The 21,529-nt window shown below is 60.7% G+C and carries 18 protein-coding genes, 1 tRNA gene and 1 pseudogene; 11 read left to right on the top strand and 9 right to left on the bottom strand.

Features of this window, described 5'->3' with window-relative positions; translation table 11 throughout:
* Positions 1-223: 223 nt before the first annotated feature.
* The 6 genes from AO240_RS09415 to AO240_RS09385 all read right to left on the bottom strand — a co-directional run bounded on the left by AO240_RS09415 (position 224) and on the right by AO240_RS09385 (position 6,746).
* Entirely contained in the window at positions 224-1,165 is a 942-nt protein-coding gene (locus AO240_RS09415; RefSeq protein WP_099236310.1) for a D-2-hydroxyacid dehydrogenase family protein, read from the bottom strand.
* 38 nt (positions 1,166-1,203) lie between these two features.
* Positions 1,204-2,217, bottom strand: a complete 1,014-nt coding sequence (locus AO240_RS09410; RefSeq protein WP_099236309.1) for an alpha/beta fold hydrolase — start codon at positions 2,215-2,217, stop codon at positions 1,204-1,206.
* Between the two features lie 103 nt (positions 2,218-2,320).
* The gene (locus tag AO240_RS09405) at positions 2,321-3,334 is read right to left on the bottom strand and encodes an alpha/beta fold hydrolase (protein WP_099236308.1); all 1,014 of its coding nucleotides are present in this window, start codon (positions 3,332-3,334) and stop codon (positions 2,321-2,323) included.
* Positions 3,335-3,432: 98 nt separating this feature from the next.
* Positions 3,433-3,882, bottom strand: a complete 450-nt coding sequence (locus tag AO240_RS09400; RefSeq protein WP_099236307.1) for a YqaA family protein — start codon at positions 3,880-3,882, stop codon at positions 3,433-3,435.
* Between the two features lie 338 nt (positions 3,883-4,220).
* Positions 4,221-4,673 carry an SRPBCC family protein gene (locus AO240_RS09390; protein ID WP_099236306.1) on the bottom strand — a complete coding sequence of 151 codons (453 nt, stop codon included), beginning with the start codon at positions 4,671-4,673 and terminating at the stop codon, positions 4,221-4,223.
* A gap of 78 nt (positions 4,674-4,751) precedes the next feature.
* The gene (locus AO240_RS09385) at positions 4,752-6,746 is read right to left on the bottom strand and encodes a methyl-accepting chemotaxis protein (RefSeq protein WP_099236305.1); all 1,995 of its coding nucleotides are present in this window, start codon (positions 6,744-6,746) and stop codon (positions 4,752-4,754) included.
* Between the two features lie 210 nt (positions 6,747-6,956).
* Between AO240_RS09385 and AO240_RS09380 the strand changes: the two genes are divergently transcribed.
* Entirely contained in the window at positions 6,957-8,408 is a 1,452-nt protein-coding gene (locus AO240_RS09380) for an MFS transporter (protein ID WP_099236304.1), read from the top strand.
* A gap of 11 nt (positions 8,409-8,419) precedes the next feature.
* Here AO240_RS09380 and AO240_RS09375 read toward each other — a convergent pair whose 3' ends face one another.
* Positions 8,420-9,325, bottom strand: a complete 906-nt coding sequence (locus AO240_RS09375; protein ID WP_099236303.1) for an AraC family transcriptional regulator — start codon at positions 9,323-9,325, stop codon at positions 8,420-8,422.
* A gap of 102 nt (positions 9,326-9,427) precedes the next feature.
* Between AO240_RS09375 and AO240_RS09370 the strand changes: the two genes are divergently transcribed.
* The 5 genes and pseudogenes from AO240_RS09370 to AO240_RS09350 all read left to right on the top strand — a co-directional run bounded on the left by AO240_RS09370 (position 9,428) and on the right by AO240_RS09350 (position 13,869).
* Positions 9,428-9,988: a carboxymuconolactone decarboxylase family protein gene (locus tag AO240_RS09370; RefSeq protein WP_099236302.1), complete on the top strand. Its 561-nt coding sequence runs from the start codon at positions 9,428-9,430 to the stop codon at positions 9,986-9,988.
* Between the two features lie 66 nt (positions 9,989-10,054).
* Positions 10,055-11,116 (top strand): annotated as a pseudogene (locus AO240_RS09365) (acyl-CoA dehydrogenase family protein).
* The gene (locus AO240_RS09360) at positions 11,113-11,916 is read left to right on the top strand and encodes an ABC transporter ATP-binding protein (RefSeq protein WP_099236301.1); all 804 of its coding nucleotides are present in this window, start codon (positions 11,113-11,115) and stop codon (positions 11,914-11,916) included. Before AO240_RS09365 ends, AO240_RS09360 begins: the two are co-directional and overlap by 4 nt.
* The gene (locus AO240_RS09355) at positions 11,903-13,102 is read left to right on the top strand and encodes an ABC transporter substrate-binding protein (RefSeq protein WP_099236300.1); all 1,200 of its coding nucleotides are present in this window, start codon (positions 11,903-11,905) and stop codon (positions 13,100-13,102) included. Before AO240_RS09360 ends, AO240_RS09355 begins: the two co-directional genes overlap by 14 nt.
* Positions 13,099-13,869, top strand: coding sequence for an ABC transporter permease (locus AO240_RS09350; RefSeq protein ID WP_099236299.1), 771 nt, complete (start codon positions 13,099-13,101; stop codon positions 13,867-13,869). The genes AO240_RS09355 and AO240_RS09350 overlap by 4 nt, the downstream gene beginning before the upstream one ends.
* Positions 13,870-13,917: 48 nt before the next feature.
* Here the strand turns inward: AO240_RS09350 and AO240_RS28625 are convergent, their stop codons facing one another.
* Positions 13,918-14,058, bottom strand: a complete 141-nt coding sequence (locus tag AO240_RS28625; RefSeq protein WP_177445807.1) for a hypothetical protein — start codon at positions 14,056-14,058, stop codon at positions 13,918-13,920.
* A 186-nt stretch (positions 14,059-14,244) separates the two neighbouring features.
* Between AO240_RS28625 and AO240_RS09345 the strand changes: the two genes are divergently transcribed.
* A complete protein-coding gene (locus AO240_RS09345) occupies positions 14,245-14,439 on the top strand; it encodes a hypothetical protein (protein WP_058411129.1) in 195 nt (64 codons plus the stop codon).
* Here the strand turns inward: AO240_RS09345 and AO240_RS09340 are convergent.
* Positions 14,429-14,821 carry a hypothetical protein gene (locus AO240_RS09340; RefSeq protein ID WP_058411128.1) on the bottom strand — a complete coding sequence of 131 codons (393 nt, stop codon included), beginning with the start codon at positions 14,819-14,821 and terminating at the stop codon, positions 14,429-14,431. The two genes, AO240_RS09345 and AO240_RS09340, sit on opposite strands and share 11 nt — an antisense overlap.
* A gap of 237 nt (positions 14,822-15,058) precedes the next feature.
* On the opposite strand from AO240_RS09340, the gene AO240_RS09335 reads away from it, so the two are divergent.
* The 4 genes from AO240_RS09335 (at position 15,059) to AO240_RS09315 (ending at position 21,485) form a co-directional block, all read left to right on the top strand.
* A complete protein-coding gene (locus tag AO240_RS09335; protein WP_099236298.1) occupies positions 15,059-17,359 on the top strand; it encodes an acylase in 2,301 nt (766 codons plus the stop codon).
* Positions 17,360-17,572: 213 nt separating this feature from the next.
* Positions 17,573-17,646, top strand: a tRNA-Cys gene (locus AO240_RS09330).
* Positions 17,647-17,752: 106 nt separating this feature from the next.
* Positions 17,753-18,124: a hypothetical protein gene (locus AO240_RS09325; RefSeq protein ID WP_256585903.1), complete on the top strand. Its 372-nt coding sequence runs from the start codon at positions 17,753-17,755 to the stop codon at positions 18,122-18,124.
* A gap of 262 nt (positions 18,125-18,386) precedes the next feature.
* Positions 18,387-21,485 (top strand): autotransporter domain-containing protein, encoded by a 3,099-nt coding sequence (locus AO240_RS09315; RefSeq protein ID WP_143505349.1) that lies wholly within the window; start codon positions 18,387-18,389, stop codon positions 21,483-21,485.
* Positions 21,486-21,529 lie beyond the last annotated feature (44 nt).

Below are 21,529 nucleotides of genomic sequence, written 5' to 3'. Positions count from 1 at the left end.
TGGAAAGTTTAGATTTTTTGCGGGGTTTTTGTTTTGGAACGGACCCATGGTTGATGAGTCTAGGACAGATCCCAGCGCCTGTAGGGTTTTCGCCGGATTTTGTAGGACAATAAACTTGTAACCATATGCAAATTTAAAATCTGCAGCCGGGCTTGCCGGCAAAGTACTCAAAGCGGGGCGATGCAACCGCCAGCAGGTGGTGCGTATGCACTGAATGGGTGCGTCAGCCAAGCACGCGCATGGGCATGCCGTTGGCCCATGCCTGAATGTCTTCGATCATCTGCTGGTAGAACTGCCGGTAATTCTGCTCGCTCACATACCCCACATGTGGCGTGGCCAACACGTTGGGCAAGCGCCGAAATGGATGATCAGCCGGTAGCGGCTCGTCGCTATACACGTCCAGCGCCGCCCCCGCCAAGCGCCCGCTTTCGAGTGCCTGAACCAACGCCTGCTCATCCACAATCGGCCCACGCGCGGTATTGACCAAGCGCGCAGTCGGCTTCATCCAGCTCAACGCCTGGGCATCCACCAAACCACGGCTGCGATCGCTGAGTACCAAGTGAACGCTGAGAATATCCGCCTGCTCGAACAACTCGCGCTTGCTGACCCAGGTCACACCCGACTCGGCGGCACGTTCGGGCGTGAGGTTTTCGCTCCAGGCCACCACGCGCATGCCGAATACCTGGGCGAACTGCGCGACCTTCTGGCCAATACTGCCCAAGCCGAGCACCCCCAGGGTTTTGCCGTACAGATCGCCACCCAGCCCCACCTGCCAGTTGCCGGCACGCAGGGAGTTGGCTTCGGCGAGCAAATTGCGCGTCGAGGCCATGATTAACGCCCAGGTCAATTCAGGTGCCGCCTGCTTGTAGCTGTCGGTGCCGCACACCTGAATGCCGAGGGCCTTGGCGGACGTAATGTCGATAGCGGCATTGCGCATGCCGCCGGTCACCAACAGCTTGAGGTTGGGCAAGCCCTGCAACAGCGCTTTGTCGAAGAGGGTGCGTTCGCGCATCAGGCAAATAACCGTGAATGCCTGCAAACGCTCGATCATCGACGCCGTGTCCGCCGGGTAATCGTGCAGGAAATGCACCTGGCCAACCGACGCCAGCGCCGACCAGTCCACCACGCCACTGGCAACGTTCTGCCAATCATCAATGACTGCGATCTGTACCGACGTTCACGAGTGCCTCGATAAAAGTTGACTTAAAGGGCCTTTAAACCCTGCAACAACGCTTTATGAAACTTGGCCGGATCTTCCATCTGTGGCGCGTGCCCCATGCCCGGGAATTCCACCAGAGTAGCGTGCGGGATCAGCTTGGCCACTTGCTTGCCCAACACCGCATAATTGCCCAGCTTGGCCTTGACCTCGGGCGGCGCAACGTCACGGCCGATGGCGGTGGTATCGGCGGTGCCGATCAGCAGCAGGGTCGGCATTTGCAAGTCCTTGAACTCGTAGTACACCGGCTGGGTGAAGATCATGTCGTAAATCAACGCCGAGTTCCAGGCGACCTGAGTATGCCCCGGGCCTTTATTCAGGCCCGCGAGCATGTCGACCCAACGCTCGTACTCGGGCTTCCAGCGCCCGACGTAATAAGTATTCAGTTCGTACTTGCGAATGCCGTCGGCGCTCACTTTCAGCTCGCGTTCATACCATTGGTCGACACTGAGGTACGGCACGCCCAAGGCTTTCCAGTCTTCCAGGCCAATCGGGTTGACCAGCGCCAGTTGCTCGGTTTGCGCCGGGTAAAGCAACGCGTAACGGGTGGCGAGCATGCCGCCGGTGGAGTGGCCGACGAGGGTGGCTTTTTGAATGCCGAGTTTATCCAGCAACTGGTGGGTATTAATCGCCAGTTGCTGGAAGCTGTACTGGTAATGGTCCGGCTTGCTGGAGGTGCAAAAGCCGATCTGGTCGGCTGCGATCACCCTGTAACCGGCGTCGCTCAAGGCCTTTATCGATTGATCCCACGTCGCGCCGCAGAAGTTTTTGCCGTGCATCAGCACCACGCTGCGGCCATTGGCAGGGGCTTTGGCCGGTACGTCCATGTAACCCATTTGCAGGGATTTGCCCTGCGACTGGAAGTTGAAGTGCTCAACCGGATAGGGGTATTCAAAGCCTTGCAGTTCGGGGCCGTAGGCCGGGCTTTCGGTGGCGGCGAAGGCGGGAAGGGCACTGCCGAGCAGCAGGCTGGCGGCGCACAGTGAACGGATCAGGGGCATGGGTCAGTCTCCGGAGGCAGTGACCGGATGCTGTGGCGCAACGATTAAGTGAGGATTAACGGGGCGGCGCAGTCACGCCACTGGCGCCCCGTAACTCAACGGGCTAGAGGGCTTTCAAGCCTTGCAGCAACGCCGTGTGGAACTGTTCAGGATCTTCGAGCTGTGGCGAATGGCCCCGGTTGGCGAATTCCACCAGGGTTGCGTTGGGAATCAGCTTGGCGACGTGCTTGCCGAGTTCTGCGTAATTGCCGATTTTCGCCCTGACTTGCGGTGACGCCAGGTCGCTGTTAAGCGCGGTGGTGTCGGAGGTGCCAATAAGCAGCAAGGTGGACATTTTCAAGTCCTTGAACTCGTAGTACACCGGCTGGGTGAATATCATGTCCCAGATCAGCGCCGAGTTGCGCACCACTTCCTTCTTGCCGGGCCCGTTGTGCAGCCCTACCAGCATGTCTACCCAACGATCGTGCGCAGGTTCCCAGCGCCCAAGGTAGTAGTTGGCTTGTTGGTAGTCGCGCACGCTTTGGTAGGTCAATTGGCTATCGGCTTGCGCCCATTGGTCGACGGTGCGGTAAGGAACGCCCATGGCTTTCCAGTCTTCCAAACCAACGGGGTTGACCATCGCCAGCTGTTCGGTCTGCGCCGGATACATCAAGGCATAGCGGGTGGCGAGCATGCCGCCGGTGGAATGCCCCAACAGCGTGATCTTTTTAATCCCGAGTTTTTCCACCAGTTGCTGGGTGTTGATTGCCAGTTGCTGGAAGCTGTACTGGTAGGTTTCGGGCTTGCTGGAGGTACAAAAACCGATTTGGTCAGGCACCACCACGCGGTAACCGGCGTCGCTCAGGGCCTTGATCGAGTCTGCCCAGGTGGCGCCGCAAAAATTTTTGCCATGCATCAGCACGATACTGCGTCCATTCGGTGTGCCCTTGGGTTTCACGTCCATATAACCCATTTGCAACGATTGGCCCTGTGACGAGAACGTGAACTGCTCAAGCGGATACGGGTAGCGAAAACCCTGCAACTGCGGACCGTAAGTGGTTTGTGTGCCGGTAGCACAGCCGGTGAGGGCCGCTGCGAGTAATAAAGGGGTGAGAAAGCGCGTGCACGTGGCTTGCATGGGGCGGGGCTCTGCAGGGAAAAATCGGAGTCTTTGGGCCAGGCATTAATCGAGGATTAAGCGAATGAAGCGCGCGCCGAACTCGGCGAAAACAAGGATTATTCCTGCAGGGCGTGGGAGAGCTGGCTCAGCGTCAACAGCGCCAGTACCGCGTATCGGGCGCCTTTTGCGACGGTGACCAACAGCAGGAAGCGCCAGAATGGCTCGCGCATGACGCCTGCCACCAGTGTCAGCGGGTCGCCGATAATCGGCACCCAACTGAGCAACAACGACCAATGCCCCCAGCGTTGGTAGTGGCGGCTGGCCTTTTCCAGGTGCCGGGGGCTGACCGGAAACCAGCGCCGCGCCTTAAAGCGCTCCACCGAGCGCCCCAGCCACCAGTTGACCACCGAGCCCAGCAAGTTGCCGACGGTGGCGATTGCGAGCAACGCCCACAGGCTGTAATGCCCACTGATCAACAAGCCCACCAGCACCGCTTCGGATTGCATCGGCAACAGCGTGGCGGCGCCGAAGGCGGCGAAAAACAGCCCCAGGTAACCGGCGAGCATCAATCAGTGCGCCGGGTGCATGCCCGGCATGGTGGTCAGCGCAAGGGCAGGGGTGACCAACGCAAACAGCAGGGCTAGTTGCAACGAGGTTTTCATGGGGGCTCGCGATCAGGCAGGGGCGGAGGGTGACGGCGGCATCGTAGCACAGGCATCTACACGCTTTTGTGGGTCTTAGCTTTGGGGTTGTTACTGATGGCGAGTCACTTTTGAAAGGGTCCAAAACTGCATGTGTGGGAGCGGGCTTGCTCGCGATGCAGGCACCTCGGACCCTCAGTCACACCGAGTTGACTGCATCGCGAGCAAGCCCGCTCCCACAATTTTGGCTCGGTGTACCTGCTCTAAAGACCTGTTTCCAGCCGCTGCTTAAGCTGGTCCAGCGCCACATTGGACAGCTCAAGCATGCGCTGATGAAGCGTGGCCAGTTGCAGCTCGGTCTCATACGTCAACACACGTTTAAACAACGTGCCACCGCGATGCGCTTGCAAAAAGTAATGCACCGACCCATCCACCACCAACGAGGTAAACACGCTTTTAAACTCACCCGGTCGACACGCCACTTGCACGCGATAACTCATGGGCACACGCACGCCGAGCAAGTCGATAACCCCGTTAAAACGTGTGCCGGCCAGCAATGACCCGCGGGTGCCGGTGTCGGCACTGAGCGCCGTAGGGTGCCACTCGTGCCAACGATCAGGCTGGCTCACATAGTCATAAACAACCTCCAGGGGCGCTTCGATAAAGCGCTCCTGGCTGATCCGCTCCAAGCGGCTTGAATGCTCGACAGCGTGCATGACCCACCTCCTGTGTGGCTCGGAACTTTCAGAATAGTCCCACTCCCGCGCATTGCACGGAAGTGCCACAGCCACTTATCAGCGCACCTTGAAACGACTCATCAGGGCAATCACGCGGCCATTCGCATCCAGCAGGCTCTGTGTGTTGGTTTGGGTGGTGTGGCCGCTTTCTACCAGCTCGTCGACCATATGTCGGATTTGCACCATGCTGCGGTTGATCTCCTCGGTCACCGCACTTTGCTGCTCGGCGGCTGTGGCGATCTGCGTGCTGAGGTTGTTGATATGGCTGACCGAGCCAGCCATTTCATCCAGGCCGGTGTTAACCCGTGCGGTGGCATCCGCCGCCGATTGGCAACTGGCTTGGGTGTTTTCCATGGCCGTCACCGACGAACTCACGCCGGTGGTCAGGCGCGCGAGCATCTCGTTGATCTGCGAGGTGCTGGCTTGGGTGCGCGCAGCCAGCGCGCGCACTTCGTCGGCGACCACCGCAAAACCACGGCCTTGCTCGCCCGCCCGCGCTGCTTCAATCGCCGCGTTCAGTGCCAGCAGGTTGGTTTGCCCGGCAATCGCGCCGATCACACCGAGGGTTTCGGTGATGCGCGCGGCGTCCTGGCGCATGTTTTCTACCGTGTGGGTGGCGCTGGCCACTTCGCCGATCAAGGCGCTGACGCTGTTGGACGCTTCACCCACCACCACCCGCGAGCGGTCGGCATGCTCATTCGCGCGCTGGGTAAACGACGCGGTTTCGGCGGCGTTGTGCGCGACGGTGTCGGCGGTGGAGCTCATTTCGGTGATGGCGGTGACCGTTTGATCGGTCTCCGAGGCGTGCCGCACCAAAATCTGGTTGGTGTGGGCCGAGGTCTGTTGCAACTGCTCAAGGCCTGACGACATCGCGCCGGTGGCCAGCGTGACTTCACTGATCATGTTTTGCAGGTACACGATAAAGTGATTTACCGAGTGACCAATCGCGCCCAGTTCGTCTTCAGCACGAATGGTGATGCGCCGCGTCAGGTCGGCGTCGCCGGCCGACAGCGCGTCGATATTGGTCTTCAGCGACTTCATGCGCTGCACCAGTTGGCGAATCGCGTAGACCTGCAACAGCACCAGCAGCAACACCATGGGAATCTGGATCAGGCTGAGGCTGCCGAGCACGTCATCGCGCTGGGCGGTGATCAACGACGTGGGCAGGGCGGTGGCGAGCAACCACGGCGTGCCCTCAATCGGGCGCATATAGAAGGTGCTGGCGACGCCCTGGTTGTCGAACTCGGTGCGTTGCAGCGCCTGGTCGCGTTGGCCCAGCGCCTTGCTGACTTGAGCCGCAAAGGCTGAAGAACCGGCCAGTTCGCTGATGTTTTTCAACACCACCGGGCCGCTGATGCGTGTGCTGTTGCTGATGATCTTGCCGTCAGCCTCGACGATCAGCATTTGCCCGCCGATGTCTTTTTCCTTGCTGGCCACCAGATCATTGAAGAAACCCAGGGTCACGTCGATGGTGGCGATGCCATAAGCCGCGCCGTCGCGCTGGATCGCCATGGCGCAGTTGGTGCGCGGTTCCTGGCTGGCGTCATCTTTGTAGGCGGCCGCCCAGGCGCACTGGCCGCGCGGTGCGGCGAGGCCACCTTTGTACCAACTCTGGTCGTAGTAATTGGGCGCGGCGTCACTGTTCCAGAAGGTGTTCACCGCCAGTTTGCCCGACGCATCGCGGTGCCAGAAGGTGCTGTGCTTGTTACGGCCCGGCGTTCGCTGGTTAGGCAGCGGCCAGATGCCACCGCCAAAGACTTTCAGCTCGCCGTATTGGTCGACCAGGCCAGGCAGCACCTTGTCGATGGCGTCGCTGTCGAGCAGCGGGATGGTTTGGGTGATGCTGCGTTGCTGGGACTGAACCTTGTTCAGTTCGCCCTGGATTTGTACGGCCACTTCGTTGATGCGGTTGAGCACGACCTGTTCTTCGGTCTGTCGCAGCTTGGGCGCGACCAACTGGCCGATGCCCACGACGGTCAACACAAATAACACCAAGACGAACAGCACCAGAAACACGGTGTAGCGGGTTTGGATGGAGCGCAATGGGGGCATGGGTATCGTCCTTACGAAGCGTTTATTATTGGCGCGGCTTTGTTAGAGCTTCGTCGGGGTATCGGCTTGGCAGGGGGGAGCTTTAGGCACGAGGGTGCAAAGTTTATGGCGGTCGATGTAATGCGATGCCCGGTGTTCCTGGCGAGTGAACTCGGACGATTTCAATGACTCTCAACCCAGACATCAGCGTCAGCCGTGGGGAGCCCGGAGATGAACACGACTTTTAATAATGGAGCGGTGTTCGAAACTGATTTGCCTGCCCGGCTGGATCGCCTGCCGTGGGGGCGTTTTCATACCTTGCTGGTCATGGCGCTGGGCATTACCTGGTTGCTCGACGGCCTGGAAGTCACCCTCGCAGGCTCGGTAGCAGGTGCGCTCCAGGCCAGCCCGGTGCTTAACCTCAGCCGCAGCGACATCGGCCTGGCCGGCGCTGCCTACATAGCCGGTGCGGTGGTGGGCGCGCTGTTCTTCGGCTGGCTGGCGGACCGCTTCGGGCGCCGCAAGTTGTTCTTCATCACCTTGCTGCTGTACGTCGGCGCTACCGCCGCTACGGCATTCTCGTTCAGCGTGTGGAGCTTCATGCTGTTCCGAGCGCTGACCGGAATGGGCATCGGCGGCGAGTACGCGGCGATCAACTCGACGATTCAAGAATTCACGCCAGCCCGTTACCGGGGTTGGGTCGATCTGACCATCAACGGGACGTTCTGGCTAGGCGCTGCGTTGGGGGCAATCGGCTCGATTGTGTTGCTCGACCCGCAGTGGGTGGGTGCCGAGTTGGGCTGGCGCCTGTGCTTCGGTATCGGTGCGGCACTCGGTTTGCTGGTTTTGCTGATGCGCTTGTGGCTGCCGGAGAGCCCGCGCTGGTTGCTGATTCACGGGCGTTCGGACGAAGCGACAAAGATCGTTGAACAGATCGAAGTCGGCCTTGAGCGCCAGGGACACGTGTTGCCTGCCGTCGCGGGCAGGCCATTGCGGCTGCATGTTCGCGACCACACGCCGCTTGGCGAAGTCGCCAAAACGCTGCTGGTTACGTTTCGCCAGCGCTCGCTGGTGGGCCTGACGTTACTGACGGCGCAGGCTTTTTTCTACAACGCGATTTTCTTCACCTACGCGCTGGTACTCACGGACTTTTACGGTGTGCCTGCTGAACGCGTTGGCTGGTACGTGTTGCCGCTGGCGCTGGGCAATTTTTGTGGGCCGCTGCTGCTGGGCAAGTTGTTCGACGTGGTGGGTCGACGGGTGATGATCAGCCTGACCTATGCTGTTTCTGCGGTGCTGCTGGCGATCAGCGGTTATCTGTTTCAACAGGGGCTGCTGGATGTAACTCAACAGGCAATCGCCTGGATGGTGATCTTTTTCTTCGCGTCTGCGGCTGCGAGTTCTGCCTATCTGACCGTGGCCGAAACTTTTCCGCTGGAAATTCGTGCGCTGGCGATTGCGCTGTTCTATGCATTCGGCACGGGGCTGGGCGGCATCATCGGCCCAACGCTGTTTGGTGAGCTGATCGAAAGCGGTGAGCGCAGCCAGTTGTTGGTCGGCTACTTGATTGGTGCAGGGCTGATGTTGTTTGCAGCGATGGTGCAATGGCGCTGGGGCACGGCTGCCGAGCGCAAATCGCTTGAAGAGGTCGCACGACCGCTGTCGCAGGCGGATAACCCTTAGGCGCTGCACCGTCAGGCTTGAGCCTTGCGATAGGCGCCGGGTTGTTGCCCGATGACTTTGTGAAAGGCCCGGGTAAACGCCGCCACCGATTGATAACCCGCCGCCAGTGCCACCTGCGCCACGGTCTGGTCTTGCTTGAACAGCTCGCACGCATGGCGCATGCGCATCATCAGCAGCACGTGCCCCGGCGATTGGCCGCACAACTCGCTGAACCGTTTGAAAAACGCCGAGCGCGAGAGCCCGGTGCAGGCCGCCATGCTTTCCAGGCTCCAGGCGTCGGCAGGGCGCGCGATCAGTTGCTCCAGCAGGTTGGCGAACGCCGGTTGCCGGGCGAGTGCCGCCAGCCCGCCAAGCTCGGTATTGTCGAGCACTTGCTGGCGCAGCACATACAGAAACAGCAGGTGACACAGACGTTCGAGCAGCGCGGAAGAGGGCGCCGGGGCGCGCTCGCACTCTTGCAGGATCAGTTCGAACAAGCTGCGTGCGGCGGTCAGTGACGGGTCGCCGGCGCGCAGGATGATCCGTGCCGGCAGGCTGTCGACGATCATTGCCGACAGGCCGGAGTGGAAGTGAAAAAAGCCGCAGACCAACCCCACGCCGTCGCCGGCAGCGCTGTCCAGCGGCAGCATTGGGCGCCGTGGGCTTGCCTGCGCCGCAGCGGCGGTCGCTTCACCAGACAAGCGATACGCCAAGTCACGCAGCAGAAACACCGCATCGCCATTATTCAAGTGTTGCGGCGTCGGCTCGCCGTCCAAATGCAGCCAGCACTGGCCTTGCACAACCAGGTGAAAACTCGCGCTGGCAAGCCCGTGAGTACTCGCGTGCCAGTCGCCGCAATAGCGGCCGATGTGGAATAAACGCGTGTTGAGTTCGAGGCTGTCTAATAACCAATCGACAAGTGCACTGGACGAATTCATCTAACGGAAAGACTCTAGAGCAAGTAATCGCTACTTTAGCCTATTGAGCGGTTTTTTTATAACCAACAGACTGAGGACACGAACTCATCAGGAGACCACTCCATGCCCCGTGTACCCTTGCTGACCCCTGAAACCGCACCCGAAGCGGCCAAACCTTTTCTGGAGAACGCCCTGAAAGGCTCGGGCTTCATCCCCAATCTGCTCGGCGTACTCGCCAATGCACCGGCGGCGCTGGAAACCTACATTACCGTCTCGGCTATCAATGCCAAGGCTGAGCTGAGCCTGGCCGAGCGTGAAGTGGTGCAACTGGTTGCCGCCACCACCCACGGCTGCGATTTCTGTGTGGCCGGCCACACCGCCGTAGCACGCAACAAAGCCAAGCTGCCCGAAACGGTGATTGAAGCCCTGCGCCAACGCGGCGAATTACCCGACGCTCGCTATGAGACACTCGCCGCGTTCACGCGCGAAGTGATCGCCACGCGGGGTGATGTCAGCGACGCAGGCTTTGAGGCGTTCCGCGCCGCCGGTTACTCCGACGGCCAGGCACTCGAGGTTATTTTGGGCGTGAGCCTGGCCACCCTGTGCAACTTCGCTAACGTGTTTGCGCGTACGCCGCTCAACGCGGAGCTGGCGCAATACCGTTGGGAAAAACCTGCACGCTGAGGCGCACGCAGGTGTCGGCCCCTGTGCTTTAAATGGGGCTCTGTGCTTAAACAAGGAGAAACATGAATGCTTGACCCAATCCTGAGCCGTTGGCTCGATGTTCAAGCGCAGGCCCTGGATGTGGGCAGCTGCGACCCCCAGGAAGTACTGCCGCGCCTGGCCGAGGCCAACGTGCTGCGCATCGGTGTGCCGAAGGCGCTCGGTGGCCTGGGCGGTGATGTAACCGGTGCGGTGGAAGCCATCGCCCACGTTGCCAGCCATTCGCTGGCGGCGGCGTTTGTATGTTGGGGCCAACGATCCTTTATCGAGTACTTGTTACAGAGCCCGAATGCGCCGCTACGTGAGTAACTGTTGCCGGACTTGCTCAGCGGCAAATTGGCCGGGGCCACCGGGCTGTCGAATGCGATGAAGTTTTTGTCAGGCATTGAGGCACTGCACGTCAGCGCCGAGCCGACCGACGATGGCTGGACCCTCAATGGTCGCCTGCACTGGGTGACCAACCTGCGCAAAAACGGCTTTGTGGTTGCCGCCGCGATTGACCATGCCGGTGGCGGTGCACCGTTTATTCTGGCGATCCCCGATTCCGTTTCAGGCTTGCAACGCTCACGCGACCTGGAGCTGATGGGCTTGCAATCGAGCAACACGGCAGCGCTGGGCCTGGAAGGGGTGGCATTGGGCCGCGACTGGTTGCTGCACGAGGATGCGCGCACATTTTTGCCTGCGGTACGCCCGGCATTTCTGGGGTTGCAATGCGGCATGTCGATCGGCCTGGCGCGTCGCTCGCTGGCCGAAGTCGCCAACCATTTGGGCGCTAGCCGCACGGTATTGCGCGATGAGCTGGAGGCGCTGCGGGCGACCCTCGACCACCTGGTAAACGACTTGAAAAAAGGCCTGTTGGCCGGGCGTTTTGCAGCAGAGCCGGTGCCGTTGTTCAAACTGCGCATTGCCCTCGCAGAAACCGCCGCCGGTGCGGTGCAGCTCGAACTGCAAGCGAGTGGCGGCAAGGCCTACCTCACCGCGCACGGCAGCGGTTTTGCGCGGCGCTGGCGTGAGTCGGCCTTCGTGCCCATCGTCACGCCAAGCCTGGTGCAATTGCGCACCGAGTTGCATCGCCAGGCCGCGCTATGAGCCAGGCGGTATTAAGCGCCGAAAATATTTGCCTCGGGTACGCGAGCGGCCCGCTGCTGCAAGGGTTTGACTTGCACTTGCAGGCCGGCGAAGTGGTGTCGATCCTTGGCCCCAGCGGCGTCGGCAAGTCCAGCCTGTTGCGCGTACTCGCCGGCTTGCAAGCGCCACAGGGCGGCAGCGTCAGGGTGTTGGGCGCGCCGTTGCACGGTCCCCATCCGCGCGTGGCGGTGGCGTTTCAAGACCCCAGCCTGTTGCCTTGGCTGAATCTTGAAAAAAACGTCGCGTTTGGCCTGGACTTCGCCCGTCAGCCGAATGTAAGCGCAGAAGAGCGGCGCCACCGCGTCGACCACGCCATTGCGGCGGTCGGCTTGCAGCACGCGCGGCAACAATTTCCCGCGCAGTTGTCTGGCGGCATGGCTCAGCGCACCGCATTGGCCCGCTGCCTGGCGCGGCAACCGCAAGTCTTATTGCTGGATGAGCCGTTTGGCGCGTTGGATGAAGTCACCCGCGCGGATATGCAGCACCTGTTGCTCAAGGTCAACCGCGAGCAAGGTTCGGCGGCGGTGTTGATCACCCACGACATTGATGAAGCGCTGCTGCTGTCCGACCGCGTGTTGCTACTCGGCAACCGCCCGGCACGCACGTTGGGCGAATGGCAGATCGACCTGCCGCAACCGCGCGAAGAACAGGTCGAGGCCATCGGCGCGCTGCGTATCGAGATTCTTAAAACCTTACGGCAGGCGAGCCGCCCTCAACCCAACTCCCTTGAATTGCTGGAGCCCAGCCATGTGCCTGGATGACCTGACCCACTCGCGCCGTGACTTTTTGAAACTCTCGGCGGTACTCAGCGCCGCCGGCGCCTTGCCGCTGTTGAGCAGTTTGCAAGCACGCGCCGCCAACGAGCCGGACGCGCCGGTACGCATCGGTTACTTGCCGATCACCGACGCCACGCCGCTGCTGGTTGCGCACAACAACGGCCTGTTCGAAGCCGAAGGCATCAAGGCCGAACGCCCGGTGCTGTTGCGCAGTTGGGCGCAGGTGATCGAGGCGTTTATCTCCGGGCAGGTCAACGTGATTCACCTGCTGTCGCCAATGACCGTGTGGGCGCGTTATGGCAGCAAGGTGCCGGCCAAAGTGGTGGCCTGGAACCATGTCGGCGGCTCTGGCCTGACCGTATCGCCGGGCATTACCGAGGTGAAACAACTGGGCGGCAAGTCGGTGGCGATTCCGTTCTGGTACTCGATCCACAACGTGGTGGTGCAGCAACTGTTTCGCGATAACGGCCTGACGCCGGTGGCGCGTGCAGCCGGCGGTGCGATTGCCGCCAACGAGGTCAACCTGATCGTGTTGCCGCCTTCCGACATGCCGCCAGCCCTGGCCAGCAAACGGATTGACGGCTACATCGTCGCCGAGCCGTTTAACGCCCTGGCGGAAAACCTCAAGGTCGGCCGCGTGCAACGCTTTACCGGCGATGTGTGGCGCAACCATGCGTGCTGCGTGGTGTTCATGCACGAACACGACCTGACCAATCGCCCGCAATGGTCGCAGAAAGTCGTGAATGCCATCGTCAAGGCGCAAGTGTGGACGCGCGACAATCGCGAAGAGGCGGTGAAGCTGTTGTCCAAGGACGGCCCGAACCGTTACACCCCGCACACTCAGCCGGTACAGAGCAAAGTACTGGCCCCGGCCGCCGCCGACCGCACGGCGTACCTGGCCGACGGTGCAATCCAGCATGCACATTGGGATGAACACCGCATCGACTTCCAGCCTTACCCGTTCCCCAGCTACACCGAGGAACTGGTGCGGCGCTTGAAAGACACCTTGATCGAAGGCGACAAAAAATTCCTCGCAGACCTGGACCCGGCCTTCGTCGCCAAAGACCTGGTGGGCGAGCGCTTCGTACGTAACGCGATCGAGGCGGTGGGCGGCATGAAAACCTTCGGCTTGCCCGATGGCTACGAGCGGCACGAGGAGATTGGCGTTTGAATACCGGCAAAACCTTCGCATGCCCAGGCTGGTTACTCGGCGTCAGCGGTCTGGCGAGCGTGCTGGTGCTGTGGTGGCTGGGGGTCAAAGTGTTTGGCGATGCCGAGGGGTTGTCGGCGCGCTTTTCGCTGGCCGCGACTTTCAGCAGCTTGTGGGAATTGCTCTGGCGCAGCGAGCTGTACTTGCACATTGCAGTCAGCCTGAAGCGTATTTTTGTCGGGCTGTTTTTCGCATTGCTGGTGGGCGTGCCACTCGGGCTGTTGGTCGGCAGTTGGCGCAACCTGGAGGCGGCAACCACGCCGGCGTTTCAATTTTTGCGGATGATTTCGCCACTCTCCTGGATGCCCATCGTGGTGATGTTGATGGGCGTGGGCGACCAACCGATCTACTTCCTGCTGGCGTTTGCCGCGGTGTGGCCGATTATGCTCAACACCGCAGCCGGCGTGCGTCAGCTTGACCCACGTTGGTTGCAGTTGAGTAAAAGCTTGAGTGCCACGCGTTGGGAAACCTTGCGTCGGGTAATCATCCCCGGTGTGGTCGGGCATGTGTTGACCGGCGTGCGCCTGGCCATCGGCATTCTGTGGATTGTGCTGGTGCCGTGCGAGATGCTTGGGGTGAGTGCCGGGCTCGGCTATTACATTCTCGATACCCGCGACCGCCTGGCCTATTCGGAACTGATGGCGATGGTAGTGCTGATCGGGCTCTTGGGGTTTGCGCTGGATGCGTTGGCGCGTTGGCTGCACCAGCGTTGGGTGCATGCAAGCTAAGCCGCGAGCGTCTGGCTTTCCGGCCTGGAAAGCCAGACGCGGTTGCAATCAGCGGCGCTCGTAGCCAGGGCCGCCTTCATAGCGGTGGTCATGCCAGCCGCCACCACCGCCACCGTGTGGGAAAAAGAAGCAGCCGCTCATGCTCAGCATGATCAGCACTGGAATCAGCAGGGTGATTCGACGCAACATTTCAAAATCCTCTAAGGTACCGACAGGTTCAATCAGGCGCGGTCATTCGGTCGTGGAGCGAGCCAAAGTTTTTCATCGCCTGTAACATACGACCCTGCTGGCCCCCATCCATCCCCGTTATCGGGTATGTGCTTGGCATGGCCTGCGATACAAAGCAGATACATTTATCCGGTTCAGGAACCCGTCATGACCCAGAAGCAGCGTTTGAAATATTCGATTCTGATTTCCCTTGCAGTGCTGGGGACGATGTTTGGCTTGTCCTATCTGCAGAACACCGGGGTTATCAGCGAGAAGACGTTCCAGTACATCGCCATTGCCGTGGCCGTGACCGTGGTAGTGATCAACGGCATCATGCGCCGCAAGGTCAAACCTAACCTGTAATGTCGGCGCCACCGTCGAGCACCTTGGCAGCCTCTTCATGGAGGCTGTAGCTTTTATCCGCATTGAGGGTTATCACGCCCTCGCTGCACAGGCGCTTGAGCACCTCACGCACGCTAAGAAATGACAACGGGATGCCCAGCTCAAGCAAATGGCTGTGCACGCCGCGCACCCCAAGCGTGCGCTGGTTGTCGGCGGCAGTGAGCAGGGCGTCGATGACCTTCAGCCGGATCAGGCTGGTACGCAAACCGAAACGCTTGAGCAACTGGCGAATCCGCTGGTTGCCTTGCTGTTCCGGCGTTTTGCCGAATGCTTGTGCGGCGCTGCCGAAAGTGGAATCGGCAGCGGGTGAACGTCCGTCCGTGGGCAGTTGCGAGTTGTGCATGCGAAAAACTCCTTATCAGAGCCTGATCAGGAAAATGATGGCGCTCTTAGGTAATAAGACGAACGAGCGGCATAAATCATGAAGTGCTGGATGTAGAAATTTTGTCGGTCGCGCGTTTGTCGCCGTCCAATTGCCCGGATAAACCTCCGCTTCGGCTAAATTATTCCCGCTCATTTGCGTCCTTACGGTGGGGTAGTTGCCCCTTGTATGGGTGTTTAATTTGACTGCGGAGCTTGCGTGATTAATTCCAACAGGTTGTCCAGAGTGTGCGTGGCAGGGGTGTTGCTGGGGTTGAGTGTGGCCGCCTCGGCACGCGAGCAGGTGGCGACGCCGGCATCGGCATCGGCTTCGGCATCGGCGGATATTCGGCGCACCACCTTCGGTGTGCCGCACATTCGCGCCAATGACGAGCGCAGCCTTGGTTACGGCATCGGTTACGCCTATGCGCAAGACAACCTGTGCCTGCTGGCCAATGAAGTGGTGACGGTGAACGGCGAGCGCGCGCGCTATTTCGGCCCTGATCTGGCAACCCTTGAGGAGCGCAACAACCTGGCCAGCGACGTATTTTTTACCTGGCTGAATACCGAGCAGGCCAGCGCCGCGTTTTGGAACGCGCAAACCCCGCAGATGCAGCAGCGTATTGAAGGTTATGTGGCGGGCTACAACCGTTACCTGAAAGAGCAGGGCGCGCCGGCGCCGTGCCAGGCAGCGTGGGTTCGGCCGCTGGTGGTGGCAGACGTGGTCAAGCTGACGCGCCGGTTGCTGGTTGAGGGCGGTGTAGGCCAATTCGCCGAAGCCCTGGTGGGCGCGGCACCGCCGCAAGCCACCGCCGCTGTGCAGTCCGGTACCAAGGCCTTTGAACTGGCCGCCGCCAATCAGCAGCGCTTCAGCCTGGACCGTGGCAGCAACGCCGTCGCCGTGGGCCGGGATCGCTCCTTTAATGGCCGTGGCATGCTGCTAGCCAACCCGCATTTTCCGTGGGTGGGCGGCATGCGTTTTTACCAGATGCACCTGACCATCCCCGGCCAACTCGACGTGATGGGCGCCGCGCTGCCGGGCTTGCCCGTCATCAACATCGGCTTTAACCAGCACGTGGCCTGGACGCATACGGTGGACACGTCCAAGCATTTCACCCTGTACCGACTGACGTTGGACCCCAAGGATGCCACGCGCTACCTGCTCGACGGTAAATCCCTGCCGCTTGAGCAAACCCGCGTCAGCGTGAAGGCCAAACAGCCGGACGGCAGCCTCAAGGACGTGACCCACACGGTCTACAGTTCGCAATTCGGCCCGGTGGTGCAATGGCCCGGCAAACTCGATTGGGACAGCCACTACGCGTTCAGCCTTCGCGACGCCAACCTGGGGAACGACCGGGTGCTGCAACAGTGGTACGCGATGAACCGCGCCAGCAGCCTCAAGGAACTGCAAAGCTCGGTGCACACCCTGCAAGGCATTCCGTGGGTCAACACCGTGGCCGCCGATGACCAGGGCCAAAGCCTGTACATGAACCTGTCGGTAGTGCCCAACGTCAGCGCCGCCAAACTTGCGCAATGCAGCGACCCGCGCGCCGGCGTGCAAATGATCATGCTCGACGGCGCCCACAGCGCCTGCGCCTGGGACATCGACCCACGCGCGGCACAGCCCGGCATCTTTGCCGCCGAGCAACTGCCGCAACTGCAGCGCAGCGACTACGTACAACACTCCAATGACTCGGCCTGGCTGGCCAACCCAAAGGCGCCGCTGACCGGGTTCTCGCCGGTAATCAGCCAGGACCACATCAGCCTTGGCGCTCGCGCGCGATTTGCCGTGCAACGCCTGCAATCACTGGAGAAACAACCGATCAGCGTCGCCGACCTGCAAAACATGGTGATGGACAACCAGGTCTACCTCGCCAGCCAAGTCATGCCCGACCTGCTCGCATTCTGCGCCAACCACCTTGGCGCCTATGCCGCGGCACTCAAGCCGCTGTGCACCAGCCTGAAAACCTGGGACCAACACGCCAACCTCGACAGCGGCGTCGGCCTGATGCACTTCATCAACTTGATGCAACACCTCGAACAAACCCCCGACGCCTGGCGCGTCGCCTTCGACCCCGCACAACCGCTGACCACGCCACGCGGCCTCGCCATCGACCGCGCACCCGTGGCCAAAGCCCTGCGCGAAGCCATGCTGGCGTCCGCCGCAGACGTCGCCAAACTCGGCCTGAGCCGTTGGGGCGAGGTGCAAGTCTCGGGGCAAATCCCGATTCACGGCGGCCCACAAGCGCTCGGCATCTACAACGCCATGCAAACCGTGCCACGCGCCGACGGCAAACGCGAAGTCGTCAGCGGCAGCAGCTACCTGCAAATCGTCACCTTCGACGCCCAAGGCCCGCAAGCCCTCGGCGTGCTGGCGTTCTCTGAATCCAGCGACCCCGCGTCCCAATACTCAAAGGACCAAACCCAAGCGTTCTCCGAGAAAAAACTGCACGCAATACCCTTCACCGAAGCCCAGATCAAAGCCGACCCGCACTACCAGCAACAAGTCATCAAGGAGTAACGAGCGCACGCAACCCTTTGATGCCGCTACGAAATATTTTTGAAATCAAAGGGTTGCAGGCAAAAGCAAATGAGTACATAATGGCGCCCATCGAACGCAACGAAGCATTAAAAACTTCAATGTATTCAATGATTTAGAGTAGAGGCGCGCTTCACAGAGCCCACTCAAGTTTGTATGCGGTGAATGCCAGCGGCAAGGGCATTCACCGTTTGAGGCCGAGTAGCAAAATGGTTATGCAGCGGATTGCAAATCCGCCTACGCCGGTTCGATTCCGACCTCGGCCTCCACTCTTGAAAACCCCGTAGATTAACGTCTGCGGGGTTTTTTATTGGGTACAGGAAAGTACGGAAGCTTCAAAACCATCTCACAGACCCATTTGAAGGATCAAAAACAATGCGTTTTTTAATTGGCCCGTTGATGTTGCTCGCCTCATCTTTAGTACTCGGTGACGAAGCACAAATGAAGCAATGGGAAAAGATGGATCGTTGCTCCAATGCCGCTTTTATCGTGGTAAAAATCCTCGAGGAAAGTCCAGATACCGCCAAACAAGCGCTAGCGCTATATGGCGCGGTAGAAGGCCTCAAAACCAACACAAAGTTGAAAGAAGCCACGCCGACTGCGAACGAAGTCAATGGTGCCTATAAGTTAGCGCTTCGAGTCTCTGACGGTATGCCTCGGCCTTTCGCAAAACGTGAGCATGATTGGCTGATTGCCCAAGCCGCCACCGCCTGCACTTTATGGGTCCCAAGCGGCAGTGCCGAGTAATCAAGGCGGCTGGGTAGCAACCGTTCGTTAAGTGATTGAGCCTGATTTGATGCGGGCTCAGAAAGTGAGCAGAGGCAGTTGAGTACTTGGGGCTGTTTTCAATCAGCGGCAACGAGCGCTTGTTCCTGCGTGTGTTGGAATGGGCCAAGTGTGTTGTATTTGCATCTTGCGCCGCCACAAATGTGTCACCGCAGGTACATCGGAGTGTAAAACCTGCTTGCTAGGGTCGTCGCCTTATCTAAATAGAGTGAAGGCGTACGCTATGCGATGTAACACACCGGTTGCCCATGTCATGGCGTCTTCATTGATACTTTCACTGCTTGCCGTATCGGTTCAGGCAGCGGGCCGGGCAGGGGACGATAGAATCAACGGGGTCGATCTGCTCTCGGGGTTCGATACCTTGTGGACGACCGGCGCGACGTGGGATACCGGCACGCCGACCGCCCTTGGGCAGAGTTTGCTGAGGCGCAACCTGCAAATCGTGGTCGACCGCGCCAACTCCCGCACACTGGCGCAGGAAACCGCTGCCTATTTTGACGACCGCCGCGACCAGAGTTACAGCGCCATCAGCGGCCTTGGCTCGTTGAGCGCTGCCTACAAGGCAGGCGCGGGTGCCTTCACGACCATCACGCAATTTGACGACAGCAACAAAACCGTCAGATACGACGACAAAGGCAATGGCGCTGGCAGTTCGTCTTCGGCGCTGGGCAAGGTGGTCGACCTGGTCGGCGCGGTGCGCAACGACGCCTCTACCACGCCCGCCAAGTCGCACTATTTGTACCCACGCCCATGGCGCCAAAGCCTGGACGGGCAAAGCCTGGAATTCGTGGTGCAGCCTTCCTTGCGCCCGGCCAAGAGCACCACGCCGGCCAGCGACTCAGGATTTCCGAGCGGCCATACCAACGCTGCGTACTTGTCTTCCTATGCCTTGGCCTACGCGATTCCCGAACGTTTCAGCGAGTTGATGCTGCGCGCCTCGGAAATTGGCGACAACCGCATTGAAGCCGGCATGCACTCGCCGTTCGATGTGATGGGCGGGCGCATTACCGCCACTTATTTCGCCATCGACAACTTGTCCAACCCTGCCAACGCGCAACTGCGCGCCGATGCCCGTGCGCAGGCACTGAGTTATTTCACGGCGCAATGCGGCGGCGACGTCAACAACTGCATGGCGTCCATCGACCCGGCGACTGACCGCACGTCCCAGCATGCCCAGGACAAGGCGCTGTTTACCTCGCGCATGACCTACGGATTTAACCCGGTCGGCCCGACCAACCTGGCGGCGGTCGTGCCGGTTAACGCAGAAGTGCTGTTGGAAACCCGCTTTCCCTACCTGGACGCCAGCCAGCGCCGCGAGATTTTGGCGACCACTGAAATCTCCTCGGGCTATGCGGTGATCGATCAGTCCGGCGGTTATGGCCGTTTGAACCTGTACGCAGCGGGCGATGGTTATGCGGCATTCAATTCCAATGTCACGGTCAACATGAACGCCAGCCTCGGCGGCTACAACGCGATTGACGCCTGGCGCAACGACATCAGCGGCAGCGGCGGACTGATCAAGAACGGCAGCGGCAACCTGATGCTCACCGGCAATAACACCTACTCGGGCGGCACCGTGATCAACGGCGGCACCCTGACCGGTCACGCCCAAGCCTTCGGCAGCGGGGCGATCACCGACAACGCCACGCTGGTGGTGGATCAATCCACCAACGCGACCCTTGCCAACTCGTTGGCCGGGAACGGTGCGCTGATCAAGCGCGGCGCCGGCTCTTTGAACCTGACCGGCAACAGCAGCCTGTCGGGCGCGACGACCGTGCAAGCCGGTCGCCTGGCAGTCAACGGCAACCTCGGCAACTCCATCGTCAGCGTGCAGCAAGGCGCAACGCTGGGCGGTAACGGCAGCGTTGGAGGCATCAACGTCGCTGCGGGCGGTGTGGTTGCGCCGGGTAATTCGGTCGGCCAACTGAACGTCAACGGCGACGTCAACCTTGCGCCAGGTTCGGTCTATCAGGTGGAATCGGACGCCAACGGCAACGCGGACCGCATCGTCGCCAGCGGCCGTGCAAGCATCAACAACAGCACGCTGTCGCTGGTTGAAGGCGGTAACTGGCTGGCCGCGGGCCGCTATTCGATCCTCTCGGCAGCCGGCGGCGTCAGCGGGGCATTTGCCACTGTGCAGACCAATTTCGCCTTCCTCACGCCGACGTTGAACTACACGGCGACCGATGTGGGGCTGACGCTTAATCGCAACGCGCAAACCTTCGCCAGCCTGGCGACAACCCGCAATGCCGCAGCCGTCGCGCAAGGCCTGGACAGCGCAGGCGCAGGCAATGCGCTGTGGCGCCAAGTGGTACAGGATGACGCGCCGACGGCACAAGCCACGTTCAATGCGCTGTCAAATGAGCTGCAGGCTTCAACGCAGTCCGCGTTGATCGAAGACAGCCGGCTGGTGCGCAATGCCATGAACGAGCGCTTGCAACAATCGCAGTCGGCACAAACCTTCGGCAGCACCCCGCAAACCCTCGCTGGCGATGCTTCGCGTGGCGTGGTGTGGACTCAAGCCATCGGCGCGACCGGCAAAACCGACAGCTCCGGTGACGTGTCGGGCCTCGACACGCATACCAGCGGCATGCTGTTCGGCGCTGACGTACCGCTCAACGATACCTGGCGCGTGGGCGCGCTGGCCGGCTACAGCAACAGCCGTTTCGACCTGCGTAATGCGCCCGGCTCCACGGACAGTGATAACTACCACTTGGGCGTGTACGGCGGCGCCAAGTGGGGCCAACTCGGCCTGCGCCTCGGCGCGGTACGCACCTGGCACGAGCTGACAGCCAAGCGTACGCTGGACTTGCCCGGTTCTTCCGAGCACTTCAAAGAGGATTACAAGGCGGCGACCAACCAGGTCTTCGGCGAGCTGGGTTACGCCATCGAACTGGGCAATGCGCGGCTCGAACCCTTCGCCAACCTTGCGCATGTGCGACTGGACACCGACTCGTTCGATGAGAACAGCAACGCGATCAGCCTGCAGAACAAGTCCCAGAACAACCACATCACCTTCAGTACCCTGGGCCTGCGTGCCGCCACGTCTTTGAAAGCCGGCAGCGTCGCAATCAAGCCCAACGCCACACTCGGCTGGCGTCGTGCCTATGGCGACGTTACCCCCGAGAGTCGCGCAGCCTTCAGCGGCGGCGATACCTTCGAGCTGTCCGGCGCACCGATTGCGCGCAGCGCCGCAGTGCTCGGCGCTGGCGTCGATCTGGGCTTGAGCGATACCTTGACCGTGGGCGTGAGTTACGACGGGCAGGTGAGCAGCAAAACCTCTGATCAATCGCTGAACGCGCGGGTGACGTTGGCGTTTTAAGGCTGAAAGCTGCGTGCCTTGTGTGAGGCGGAGTGTCACACAAG

Origin of the sequence: Pseudomonas sp. ICMP 460 (assembly GCF_002723595.1) — a bacterium.
GTDB classification, from domain to species: domain Bacteria; phylum Pseudomonadota; class Gammaproteobacteria; order Pseudomonadales; family Pseudomonadaceae; genus Aquipseudomonas; species Aquipseudomonas kitaguniensis.
The sequence above is the reverse complement of the archived record's forward strand: the minus strand, read 5'-3'. Positions and strand labels throughout refer to the sequence as shown.